Origin of the sequence: Roseovarius sp. ZX-A-9, from assembly GCF_028369135.1 — a bacterium.
In the GTDB taxonomy this organism is placed as follows: Bacteria; Pseudomonadota; Alphaproteobacteria; order Rhodobacterales; family Rhodobacteraceae; genus Roseovarius.
Window position 1 is genome coordinate 1 of the sequence record NZ_JAPWHW010000044.1, and the last position, 12,320, is coordinate 12,320.

Consider the following 12,320-nt stretch of genomic DNA (forward strand, 5'->3'; position numbering starts at 1 on the left):
GCCGAACACAAGACTGCTTCTGACAAAACGCCAGCACAAATAGGACTTGCAAAAAAGGAGCCATCCACACAGGACGACGCCGATAGTCGCGTCCTTATCGTCTGGCAGTTGTCTGAGATGCATCATCGGCGCGACCGTTCAGCCGGGAAGTCCGTCGATTCTTTCGATGGAGGCCAGGGCTTCGTCCCAGTTTGCGCGACTGGAACAGCAGATATGCGCGTTGGGTCGAATGTCGATTGGGCTGTCAAGCGAGCCTGCGGGCACCGCAAGAAAACCGACCTCCGGCTGGGAAATAGGCAGTGCGGATCCGCAGTTGAAGCAAAAGCTCTTCATGTGGCGTGAACCAGGGAGATGAAACGTCTTGATGTTTGCCTCACCTGACACCCAGGTGATTTTGGCAGTGGACGAAAACAGGTTTGCCGAATGGGCCGAACCGCTGTCCTTGCGGCAGCGGGAGCAGTGGCACAGGAAAAAGCTCTCGAACTCTCCTGATATGCGGAATTTCACAGCGCCACAAAGGCATTGTCCCGTGGTCGGATTGTTGTCCATTCACACTCCTCGCGACCGGCAAGCCCTGCCGCCAGTCGAACGCATTTCATTGTTCCCTTGTATCCGCGTGTTGGATCCGGGTCAAAATGGGCTAAAAGAGAGACAGTCTCGGCGTCGCAGAGCATCAGCGGATCGAAAATCATGCCTTTCGTCGTTCACGGCCCTGAGCGGACCTTCCTCCATCCTTAAAGATGCCGAAATTGCCGCCGACATTGCTGCCGTTCGCTGCACGAGCAAAATTTTCGGTAGCTCTGACTTACGCAACGCGGACATTTCGGTCTCAGGCCAAAGCTGTTACCCGTTCAATCGCCCCGGCGATCAATCCAAGCTTGCGCCTCAGCTTCTGTCTTGAACGCCCGATCATGGTTTCGGTGAACACGCTCTTCGCCTTCCACGTCGATAACGTCCCAAACTTCAAAGAAGACGGCTTCGGCCGCGTCGGGGGACTTAATGTTTGCCATTCTTTTGATTTCAAACATCATCTTCATCTTCATCTTCATCTTCATCTTCATCTTCAACGTATGTCAAAAGTTTCGTTTTTTGAACCTCTGAGCGATAATCTTGAATCAACTCCCGCACATCATTCACCGTCTGCGCAAGGTCTTCGTCATAATCGTCAGCTTCTTGATCAAGTTCGGGCGGCAAAACAAAATCAACGTCACCACCTTCCTCTGAAAACTTGATATGCCGATCTACCGCCTTTTCAAGTTTGGCGATATTCTCTGGCATCGCATCGGGTACGATTTCCTTGATTGCATCCAATATGTGGGCTTTGCCTGTCGCACGGCGTTCGCCTTCTTGTCGCTTTAGGTCGCTCTCAATTGCCTCAGACATCATCTGGGAGCGCCGAAGCTCTTCGCGCTTCAACTCAAAGTCCAAGTAGTCATTCGCAATGCTGGCGATATGCTTGGATACTGTCGCCAAGATTTTAGTGACGAGAGGCGTCGCGCTTAGAGTGTAGATGATGGATCCTTTTTGAGCTCCCACAACCGCAACATCTTCTGGCTTCTCGCCTGCGACGGCAGTAACTCCCCCGATGATCAGTTCCCAATCGTTAGCGGTCTTTTTCCAATCCCTTACATTCTTGATAGCAGCGTCTTCTTGGAAGATCACGTTGAACACATAAGGTGTTGGTGCATCTACTTCGTCGGCATCCTCAAAACCAACGTTACTTGCTGAGGACTTAAATTCTCTTAGCAGCCGTTGCGCCTCTTCGAGTTTTTGTTGGCCCTCTTGCACAGATTGGAAAGTTGTTGCTGGATCGTAGGTCATGGCCCGGACACGACGATTAATCCAAGCCTTACCTTGCTTGCCAACTAACTTGGCGACATCCATTTTTTCCAATACACCTATCTGTAGTGCCGAAAGTTCAGATGTTTGCATACCTGCTAAAGCCCGCGACAAATCTTTAAGAGGCTCAGTCACAGGTTGCTGGCTCGGTTGTTGAGAATTATTCTGTAAAACGTCTACCAAGACCGACAATTTTGGAGTTACATCTTTTAGATTTTCGTCCAACCATTCGGACAACTGAACAACTTGGGATACTTCCATAGACGACGACTCCTTGCGTGATCCTGTACCTCAAGAACAGATAAAGAGCTTTTGCCGCAATTGCCACACCTATGGATGTCGGCTTTGAATGGCGCGCCTTGATCGGTTTGCGACCGCAGCGAATGGCCGGTTCCCGCCCTTCTCCCCCAGCGTGCTTCCAGCGGTAGGCGCGGAGGTTTTCTATGCTCAGTCAGCCCGTTTCCAGCACTGCGCGGGATATCCTTGCACCCTGACGCTTTTGCATTAGGTTTCCGCCCTTTCACATCGTCATGGGATGTGAACAGCTCGGAGCAATATGAATATGGCACAAAAAACGCCTGAGGAAATCGAAGCAATGGCTTTGGAAGCCCCTTCTACGGCTCCGGCGGTTTCAAAGACCAGGCTGTTTGGGGCCGATGACAGGGACCGTTACTATTTGGACATCCAGCGTGTCAGGCCATCTGACAGGCGTAAATACTGCCTCGTGACCCACCACGACCGCATAAACGAAATGACGCTGACCATGAGGTTTCCGCACAAGCGGAACGAGGCTGCGATCATCAGCTTTCAGATTTCGTTTGAAGGGGCAAGCGGCTATCAGGGCGAAACGATTTCCGTTGCGTTTTCAGACCTATATAGGCAACCTCACCCCAATCGCGCATTCGACCGGTGGGTTTTCAAAGTAGACAGACATGATGTCTCTTTCGAGCGCTCCTCAACGGGGCGCATTTACACGATACTGCTTCCCGTAGCCGAGCTTTGGAAATTTGCGAGAGATTGGGGGATTTCCTCAAATATGACTTTGCAGGGTGAGGCGGATGAGGATTTGGGAAATATGGTGCTCGCGGACTCCGAATATGGCTATAAGGCCCTTGTCGATAACTGGCTCCCAAACGGGTAGCTGACCTCTTCATGCAGGACTCTATGCTTTGGCGCAAAAACCCGAGAACATACGACGCCAGCATGATCTGTTCCACGGCCTCAACAAGCGCGGCAAAGCGCTATTGGAGGCGAACCGATTTGAAGAGGCCTTGCGCACCTCTTATGACGCGCGCGACTTGGCGGAAGGCCATTTAAGGCAAGACCCTGAAAACGAGCATTGGCGCGGCTTCCTCTGTGTCAGCCATGATCGCATCGGCACCATCTTGTTCAAACAAGGCCTGTATGAAGAGGCTTTGCAGGTCTTTCGCGACTGCCTTGCGATCCAAGAGCGCCTTGAAGATAGAATTCCCAAAACCACCGTCGGGCAAGAAAACATCGCCCGCAGTCATGGCAAAATCGGAGCGATCTTGATCAAATTGGGCCGCAAGGATGAAGGGCTGAAGGCGCAAAGGGAAGCGCATGCCATCCGCGAAGGCCTCCCCGAAATAGAACGCCAAAGCCGTGAGTGGCGAGATGGATATTTTTAGCCCTATCAAGCCAGCCAGCGCACCACCAAACCAACTCTGAATGTCCGCTTCTTCACCTTTGACACGAATAGGTCGCACCCGCAGCGAAGGGCTCCTCTCCGCCCGACCTGCATAGACGTCATCGGCCGTCCGGTGGCGGTCGCCATGTTCGTTTCGGGCTGACAGCAGTCATCGGAACAACCGGGATCCCGTGTGATTTCGTTGCGGATGTGCTGCTGCATCGCCGCAAGTCGGCTTTGAGCCCACTTTAGCCTATACTGCGGGATGAACGAATGCCCACTATCCATCAATTCCCTTAGAAAGGCTCAATTCATTTTTATGCCCGCGCTTTGGCGCTGGTCGGATCATACAAGCAGACATCGACGACGCGGCCTTGGCGCATCTCGTTGTGGACTTTTACTTGCAACTGCGTCCCCTCCGCCGCCAAATCACGAGGGACCAATACCATGGCAATGTCGTGGTTGCAGAAGTACGAAAATCCGCCCGAGGTCACGCGTCCGATCAGTGTGCCGTCCTTGTAGACACCCTCATCAGCGATCACAGAGGTATCCGCTCCGGGGAGCTTTAGGGTCACCAAAATCTGATGATCGGCGGCTTCTTTTTGTTTAAGAAGGGCGTCGCGACCAATAAATGAGCGACCCTCTAAGGCAACAAAACGATCCAAGCCCGCCTCAAACGGTGTTATATCTTTGCACAATTCCCGGTTGATGGCGCGGTACGATTTCTCCAGCCGCATCGATTCCAACGCCTCTAAGCCAAAGGGTCGAACACCTGCTCTTAGCAACAGATCCACCAGATGACGGTTGTAGGCGATGGGATGATGCAGTTCCCATCCCAGCTCTCCGGTATAGCTGACGCGCAACATGTGGACGCCCTTAGCATAGCCGACTTCGCCCATCTGGGAGGACAACCAAGGGAAGGCTTCTTTCGACAAATCGTTGTCCGTCAGCGGTTGCAAAATGTTCCGCGAATTTGGCCCCGCGAGCGCGATGACCCCCAATCCCTCTGAGATATCCTCAAGCACAACGGAGCCATCCTCTGGCAAGAGCCGCGAGAGTTGATCCCAGTTATAAACCTGACCCGTAGGCGTACTGACGAGATAGAAGTCATTCTCGGCGTAGCGTACGATGGTGTATTCAGCGTCGATCCCGCCTTGTTCATTGCAAACCATTGAAAGCGTCATGCGCCCAATTTTCGGCAACTTGTTGACCATGATGCCATCCAGCCACTCAGCGGCTCGTGTGCCACGCACGGCAAATTTGGTCATCGGCGACATTTCGATGAAGCCTGCATTTTTTCGGGTGGTTTGCACCTCGCCTTGCACATATTTCATATGCTCGGTACGGCGAAAACTGTGCTCAGGAACCGCTAAGTCTGGCGTGGGCGCGAACCAGCGTGGGAATTCATAGCCGTTTAATGTCGTCCAAACCGCGCCGTGGGCCGTTAGCAGATCATAAGATGGAGTGGTTTTCATAGGCCGTGCAAAAGGCAAATCTTCGCCAGGCGTGCGCGCATCCATGTGCGTCCCCCACGTCCCACGCAACTTGTCGATTGTCCAACGTTTTGAGGCATAGTCCCCAAACCGGCGCGGATCGATTTCAGACATGTCGATGCCAGGGTTACCGTAGACAATCCAACGCGCCAACCGCTCACCCATTGTACCGCCCCAAAGGATGCCGCCTGGCACTCCTTCAGCCAGCCAGAGGTTCTCAAATCCCGGTGCGGGGCCACACAGCGGCAGTTCATCAGGGGTCATTTGGAAGGGGCCGCGCGTGTTCGATTTGATGCCGACCTCACCCAATGCAGGAACGCGTTCTAACGCGCGCTCCCACTGGGTTTCGACGGCTTCAAAGTCTTCTGGCAAAAGATCGGCACCGAACGTCGGCGGCACCCGGTCTTCTGCAAAAAGCTTGAGGTCTTTGGCAAATTCATATGGCCCAAACTGAAAACCGCCGACGTCTTCGCGCAGGTAGGCACCATAATCTTCGTCCCGCAGGATAGGATATTCTGGCAGCCCCGCTTTGCGGCGGTCTACGAGTTCTGGAAGGGTTTCAGTCGTCCAGTATTGATGCACAATCGGTATGCACGGCAAATCCAATCCCACGCGGCGCGCATTCTCGCGGGCATAATTGCCTGTGGCAAAGATCAGGTGGTCGCAGGTAATGTTTCCTTGATTGGTCGTGACGCGCCATGTGCCATTCGGCAGCTTTTCATAGGCAGTCGCTTCGGTGTTTTGATAAATCTTAGCCCCCTTATCGCGGGCTAACTTGGCCATACCCATCGTGATGTCTGCGGGATTAATATAGCCGTCTTTTTCGTGCAAAATGCCGCCACGGATATCGTCGTGTTGCACCAAAAGCGGATGCGCCTCTGCGACCTCGGCGGGCGTGAGCAAGCGACACGGCACGCCTGCGGCTTCAGCAATCGACATATAGCTTTGGAACTCGTCCCAACGCTTTTGAGTATTGGCGACGCGCAATTGGCCGACTTGGCGAAGACCAACAGAGGTCCCAAGTTTTTCTTCAACATCGCGGTAAATGCGGATCGTTTCCATGGTCATTTTCGAGATATTCAAAGACCGCGCAAACGTCACAAGTAACCCAGCCGCATGCCAAGTCGATCCTGCCGTCAGTTGAGAGCGTTCCAGCATGACGACGTCGGTACAATCATGCTTGGTCAAACCATACAGAATAGACGCACCAACACATCCGCCACCAACGATCACGATTTTTGCATGGGTTTTCATTTTATTTCTCTGCCGTGTGAAGGTACATCGCGTTCACCAAACGTCCCAAAGATGTAATCGTCAAGTATCATCCGCCATGATGAGAACTTACACACATAGCGGACATTGGTGAAGCGGATGTAGATGCACACTTTGTCTCGCACTGCCGTCATCTGGCCATCTACAATGCTGCACGATGAACGCACGGCCGGTCTGGTGACGCTGTGCCGCAGAGACAGACAAGCTGGCCAAAGGCATCTGTGGGTGGCTCCGTTCCTGCAGCTTTTGATAACTGCATTTTGGCACATTCGATGCCGGTGGAGCAGGAGCCACCCACCTCATCCGCTCAGGGCCGAAATCTTCAGCGCTCCATCCCAACAGTGTGGCCGCTGAACTGGCGCTGGTCGATTTGGAACCTATGAACTTGCGACGTGTGAGATGGCGCGGACAGCTAAGAGTTGTCGTTATAGCTGCAGATATAATTGCTTGAACCCTGACCATCGGGCAAGCCCATTCAGAACATAGCGTTCGTTTTCAGTGGGTCGGATGAACCCAATAAATTTTCCCTTTGAGGTCTAATTGCGCGTCAGCCAACTGTGGCTCCACGCGAGGTTTCAATACAAAAAGGGAAAGCGGGTTTTTGCCTTTTGCATCCCAATCGCCATTTCCTCGTTAGGAGGATGGCCTCATGAAAGCATCAATTCGTGTAAACTCATTATCGTTAGGGGGCTCTGGCCCCAAAACCATTGGCGCCATGGAAGCCCATGGAAAGCGGTTGGACAAGACTTCGAATTTGCGAAGCGTCCGGGATCAACCTCCGCTGGTCTACGGCTCTCTGGATCTCCGAGACGCGTTCCACAGACACGTCTCCGGCTGTCGGAAAAATTCAGGTCTCAAGCGGCCGGTTATGCATGCCCTGATACAGTTTCCCAAGCAGCTCAAAGTGACCGAGGCCAACCAGCAAAGGATGCTCAAATTCGCGGTGGAGTTCATCAACGTCAATCACGGTGGTGACGCAGTCTTCGCCGCACGCCTTGATCGGGATGAACTCAGTCAGCACGTAGTCGATGTCTTCTATACCCCCAAGTACAAAAAGATCACGAAGTCCCGTGGTGAAGAGACGTGGATCTCGACAACCAAGCATGCAAAGGAACTTTGCAAAAGGCATCGGGATGAGATCGAAAAACGCCATGGAGGCCGTTTTCTCACTGGACCAAGACAAATCGGTATCGCACTCCAGTCAGAGTTGCGGCGCTTTTTACGGACTAAGAACCTGAACTTGGCTCCGAAGCAGCAGAAAGACCATTATCAGCCCGACAGGGTCGAGCCTGAAGTTTACAAAGCACAGCAGCTGGATGCTAACCTGGCAGAGGTTCTTACGCTTCATATGCGGCTGAGGAGAGCCAGGGAAGACCTGGAGAGGTCAGTCAAACAATTCCAGAGGCATATTCAGTCACTTCCAATGAAGGGTGGCGTCCGAGCCTCGGTATCAGATGCGTTGACCGCAATGGTAGGTGCCTTGCGGCAAGCCGATGACGAAATTGGCGACATTGGCCAAAGAGCAGCAGAGATCCTTGACAGGATACCAGCTGTAGAACAGGTGACTGAAGAGCTGGATACAACACCTGTCTTGATGCAAGCCATGTGAACCGGATCCTCATACCTACCCTATCGACCACGTACCTGCTCCCTTGGTATCTCGCTGTATGGTCTTCCGGATGACGGCGCGCGCCTATTTTCAATGTGATGGAGCGGAGACTCAGTAATTGCCAAGATCTTAGGAATCCTTCCTGAATGGCGGAAAGAACTCCGAAAGGGTCACACGTCCCGCCATGGATGCGGATGGGTGGATTGGCGGGTGGATAGAAGTTTGGGTTAAGTTGTAAAAATTTATAAAAAACAACATCTTAAATGAGTATTGTGGTGCCGGTGATAGGACTCGAACCTACGACCCCATCATTACGAATTTTGCCGTCCATGTGTTGGACGTAACCGGCCAGAGCCGCCTGAAGTCGTATAACTCATTATGATTGCTTGACGAATTCCCGTCTCGACCTTGGACGGTGCCGGACGACGCACGAGAACGTTTGACGTACATCCCCTACTAATCCCCTACTAGTAGGGACCGCCGCGTCCAACCCTGCCACCTCTTCCGAATGTTAGAACCCAGAGTCGGCGGGCTGAACAACAGGTTGGCTACGGCTTGCCAAGTTGGTTGGGGTTAAGGCCAGCAAACCGGTCAAACCCGGCACACCCCACCCCAAGCACGGGCCGTGCAGTTGGGAGGCGTTTGGCCGCTCCCGGTCCACCCTCTCCCCCGAGCTGTTTTGCCCCCATGGGAACCGAAATCGGGGATTTGCCGCAAGGGCAGGCCGAAAAAGATTCATTGCCCAAGGCTAGAAAGACCATCCATAGTCTAAGCAACTCGCTCTACATGGTATTAGCTATTGTTTTCGCTTCCGAATTGGCTCCGACAAAAGCCACAGAACATTGACCAGCCGAAGGCCACTCAATTGGCCGAGACCGACCTCGCGGCTGCGCCCAAGGTCGGGACCAATATCGACCGACCTGTCATTGACCTCTACCGGCCGCACATCACGTCTGGCGACTGCCTGATCGTGACTGGCTATCAAGACTTCCTTTCTTCGCTCGCCGTCCTGATGAAAGAGGTCAAGGAGCTAAAAGACCCTGACAAAGACCCAGACATCCGCATTCGGATATCATTCGGTATCGATACGGGGAACTCTCGACGGTTGGTAAAGCCAAGACCTGTGACTGAAGAAATGAAGCTCTATTGGCTGGAGAAGTCCGGCCTGCAGGTCGAGGACGACGATGACCTGCTCGCGGTGCTTGCAAAGCGGGCGATCCAAACTCGCAAGATTGAGCTTCGCGTCTTTGACCCTGTGTTGGCCCAGACCCGATTGGGGATCAACGGGGATCGTCGGATGCATTCCAAGATTTTGAGTTCGCCAATAGGCGCGGTGGCGGGCTCGGCGAACTTCTCTCGCTCAGGGCTCTACAGCAATATTGAGTATGCAGATGGGCTCGACGCTGGATCGCATGAGCTTCAGCTTGAGCGCACCAGGGCGGCTGAGCAGATTTGGGACGTTTCGACCGACTGGACTGCTGAAGCGCTCGAGATCCTCGACAAGCTGATAAAGCCCGCCACCGCCGAAGACGCCATGGCGCGCATGATCGCGGAGCAGAAGGGCTTTGAGCCCTGGCTGACAGGCGGTCGCCGAGAGATCACCGGTCACACTCTCTATGAATACCAGCAGGAGCTGACTTACGAGGCCTGCTCTATCACGTACGATAACGGTATCGCCTTCGTAGAAGCGCCTACAGGCTCGGGTAAAACCGAAATCGGATGCCACCTCGCCGAGGCCTTATCGGAAACCTTTTCTCGGGTCATTCCGCGCTCTCCTGTGCACGGAGTCGCCAGGAAGAACGCGGCTGTCATCGCGCCGCCGAAGGTCATCCCGAGCTGGGAAAAGCACTCCACGAACTCTTTGGAGGCCATACCAAACACCAGTCTTTCAAAGAAGCGCCTGAGAGGAGCTGGCGACGACAACGAGACCGGTCTCAGACTCGATCAGTTCGGCATACTCATCATCGACGAAAGCCATACTGTTACGCCCGGCTTCGAACAGGCATCCCAGATGGCTGCAGCGGTCGAGCTCGCACCACCAAGCTGGAATGTCTGCTTATCTGCCACGCTGCTGGGCAATCGTGATGTCGACTGGCTTACCCATATGCAGGAAAAGCGCGCCTCTATCTTCATGACCCCAGACTACATCCAGGCCATGGGTGAGCTGTTCGACCGCGAAATGCAAAGCTCGCCTGACATTTTCGATCAGAAGGCACCACTTGCTGTCCTATCCGAACCGGAAACCGCTCTTTCACGGCAGGCCCGCACGGAACTCTCTGAGCTGATTTCGCCTTTTTTGGCGCGCCGCCAGCGCCGATGCATTGGTGAGGACGAGGATCGCTCCAAGCATGGCTACCCCAAGCTTGCCAATCATGGGCGACCCAAAACGCTGAAGCTCACGAAACCTCAGAGGGCACGCCTCGACGAAATCGTAGCACTCTGCAATGACCTCGCGCCCGGCGGGCGTGTTACGGCAGTAGAGAAAAGTCGTTTCGGCCACGTCAAGACGCAGCAGAGTACTCAGGATCAGCTCCATATCCGCAACTTGCTGAATATACTTCGAGTGAACGCAGCGCAGGCAGCTTGGGAGATGTCCCACGGCGTTATCGGGAAGTGGCTGCGGGAATTTGAGCAAGGCTCCAAGAAAGGGCGTATAGCGCCGCACCCAGGTCAGTCCGACATGTTTGGTCTGCTTGGCGTCGACGCGCTGGCGGCACCCGAGAAGTGTGACGCTCTAGCCCAAAAACTCAACTCGCGTTCGCTACGCGAGGTTGACGAAAAGCGGTACGAAGCCTGTCACCGCATCCAGCAACAGATGGACCGGGTTGTCTTCCTCGCAGAGCGCACAGACACGCTCGAAATCTTCGCTGAAGCGCTGTCACGCCGCGGTCACCACACGAACTTCGTTGTTGGCAACCAGACGAAGGGTGATGAGAGGGCAGTGAAGGCCATCTTTGGCAACGGACCGGATGGCTTTCGACGGATCACGCACGGCAAGTCTGTAGAGTCCTACTTTCGTCCTGGCGGGAAGAACGCCCCGGAAGGGCCAGCGTCGGTCTTCCTAACCTACAAGATGGCCGAGGGTATCAACCTACAGTCAGCCGATACGCTTGTTCTGCTTGGGGTGACCTCAAACCTCAAGGAACTCATCCAGGGATTGGGGCGCATCGACCGAATCGACAGTCAATTTGGGGTTGTGAACTATCACCTTGTCGATATTCCGGTCGGTCAGTTTGCATCAGACGAGAAGGTGACCAACCGCATCGAGAACTATCGGACACTCGCTGGCGAAGAACTAATTGACGCTGCGCAGGAGGTTGGCTCGGACGACACCGAAGTAATTTTGGAAAGCGTGACCAGATACCTCGGATCGGCCAGGCGCTTGCGAGACAACAACTTCCACGACGTTCTGGCTCGGACCAAAGAGACGATCTCTCCGGAGCGTTACGGGCTCATCAGCAAGGCAAAAATCGAAGGCACCTGGGGCGCTGAATTGGCTCTCTTGTCCGCCAGAGAGAGTTTCACCGCGCTGCATCTGAAGGGCGTCGACAAGCCGACCAACTTCTTCCCTCCGCGTTTACTGCTGCTACGTCCTTCTGAGACTGGCCTATTGTTGGAGCGAGGTCAGCTGGCCTGCGCCAAGACCCTTGAGTCAGCATACGAGCGGACCAGAAGTCTGGGCATGGAACAGACCAAGATGACAGAGGAGGATCTGGCAAGCGCGCTTGAGACCGTTTCTAGCCAACTTGGAGTGCTTTCGGAATGGGACCTACGCCCGGCACGCGTTGAAAGCTTGATGAAAGCATGCGCTGAGTTCATGAGCCAGCGGGGCGACAAGAACCACGATGATCAAGAGCTGTTCGGGCACCTGTCCCTCCCCGCCATCGAAATGATCTGTGAATCTTGGAGCAGGCTGCTCGATCCCTTCTGGGAGCAAGCCAAACAAGAGGTGCGGGACAGCTTCGCCTACGAGGACCTGCCGAAGGGATACATCGCGATCCAAGCAATTCTGCAGAAGCTTGAAAATGACGTTCGACACGCTGACGAGGTACACCGAAAGATGTCAAAGGTGATAGAGGAAGCAGAGCTTCTGTCGAGGGATCATGAACCGGAGATCGGCCGACGGGTTTCGGTGGTCTTCTTTTCGGGTGGAGCGGGCGAGCATTGACCGGTGAAAATGTCCGTAACCAAGCTTTTCGGCTGACACGCGAGAGAACATGATGCAGACGCTGTGAATCGCCCCGAGTTTGTCGGAGACCATCAACTTAAGTAAGGATGATGGTTATGACAAAAAGCAAAATGGCAAATCGCTACTCGCCCGAGGTCCGCGCACGGGCGGTCCGGATGGTGTTCGAGCATCAAGGCTCCTACGAAACGCAGGCGTGTGAATCGGCATGCGAAATTGACCCACTTAGGTGGGTTATGAGCGAGTAAAATTGACCCACCTGTTTTCGTTAAC

At 54.1% G+C, this 12,320-nt stretch carries 8 protein-coding genes; 4 read left to right on the forward strand and 4 right to left on the reverse strand.

Annotated features, from left to right (window positions below; all coding sequences use genetic code 11):
- Positions 1 to 138: 138 nt before the first annotated feature.
- The 3 genes from O3306_RS21875 to O3306_RS21885 all read right to left on the reverse strand — a co-directional run bounded on the left by O3306_RS21875 (position 139) and on the right by O3306_RS21885 (position 2,100).
- Positions 139 to 549, reverse strand: a complete 411-nt coding sequence (locus tag O3306_RS21875) for a GFA family protein (protein WP_272011462.1) — start codon at positions 547 to 549, stop codon at positions 139 to 141.
- A 302-nt stretch (positions 550 to 851) separates the two neighbouring features.
- Positions 852 to 1,043 (reverse strand): hypothetical protein, encoded by a 192-nt coding sequence (locus O3306_RS21880; protein WP_272011464.1) that lies wholly within the window; start codon positions 1,041 to 1,043, stop codon positions 852 to 854.
- Positions 1,021 to 2,100, reverse strand: coding sequence for a hypothetical protein (locus O3306_RS21885; RefSeq protein ID WP_272011466.1), 1,080 nt, complete (start codon positions 2,098 to 2,100; stop codon positions 1,021 to 1,023). Before O3306_RS21885 ends, O3306_RS21880 begins: the two co-directional genes overlap by 23 nt.
- Positions 2,101 to 2,401: 301 nt before the next feature.
- On the opposite strand from O3306_RS21885, the gene O3306_RS21890 reads away from it, so the two are divergent.
- The gene (locus tag O3306_RS21890; RefSeq protein ID WP_272011468.1) at positions 2,402 to 2,980 is read left to right on the forward strand and encodes a hypothetical protein; all 579 of its coding nucleotides are present in this window, start codon (positions 2,402 to 2,404) and stop codon (positions 2,978 to 2,980) included.
- Between the two features lie 28 nt (positions 2,981 to 3,008).
- Positions 3,009 to 3,488 (forward strand): tetratricopeptide repeat protein, encoded by a 480-nt coding sequence (locus O3306_RS21895; protein ID WP_272011470.1) that lies wholly within the window; start codon positions 3,009 to 3,011, stop codon positions 3,486 to 3,488.
- Positions 3,489 to 3,804: 316 nt separating this feature from the next.
- Here O3306_RS21895 and O3306_RS21900 read toward each other — a convergent pair whose 3' ends face one another.
- Positions 3,805 to 6,234: an FAD-dependent oxidoreductase gene (locus O3306_RS21900; protein ID WP_272011472.1), complete on the reverse strand. Its 2,430-nt coding sequence runs from the start codon at positions 6,232 to 6,234 to the stop codon at positions 3,805 to 3,807.
- Positions 6,235 to 6,901: 667 nt separating this feature from the next.
- Here O3306_RS21900 and O3306_RS21905 point away from each other — a divergent pair.
- Both O3306_RS21905 and O3306_RS21910 read left to right on the forward strand, forming a co-directional pair.
- On the forward strand, positions 6,902 to 7,861 hold the full coding sequence (locus O3306_RS21905; protein WP_272011474.1) for a hypothetical protein: 960 nt from the start codon (positions 6,902 to 6,904) through the stop codon (positions 7,859 to 7,861).
- Between the two features lie 865 nt (positions 7,862 to 8,726).
- Complete coding sequence (locus tag O3306_RS21910) at positions 8,727 to 12,029, forward strand: DEAD/DEAH box helicase family protein (protein WP_272011476.1); 3,303 nt, start codon at positions 8,727 to 8,729, stop codon at positions 12,027 to 12,029.
- Positions 12,030 to 12,320 lie beyond the last annotated feature (291 nt).

Excerpts from the sequence above, each read along its gene's own strand:
- O3306_RS21880 (WP_272011464.1), bottom strand. The coding sequence starts at position 1,043 with ATGAAGATGAAGATGATGTTTGAAATCAAAAGAATGGCAAACATTAAG.
- O3306_RS21890 (WP_272011468.1), top strand. The coding sequence starts at position 2,402 with ATGGCACAAAAAACGCCTGAGGAAATCGAAGCAATGGCTTTGGAAGCC.
- O3306_RS21900 (WP_272011472.1), bottom strand. The coding sequence starts at position 6,234 with ATGAAAACCCATGCAAAAATCGTGATCGTTGGTGGCGGATGTGTTGGT.
- O3306_RS21905 (WP_272011474.1), top strand. The coding sequence starts at position 6,902 with ATGAAAGCATCAATTCGTGTAAACTCATTATCGTTAGGGGGCTCTGGC.
- O3306_RS21875 (WP_272011462.1), bottom strand. The coding sequence starts at position 549 with ATGGACAACAATCCGACCACGGGACAATGCCTTTGTGGCGCTGTGAAA.
- O3306_RS21885 (WP_272011466.1), bottom strand. The coding sequence starts at position 2,100 with ATGGAAGTATCCCAAGTTGTTCAGTTGTCCGAATGGTTGGACGAAAAT.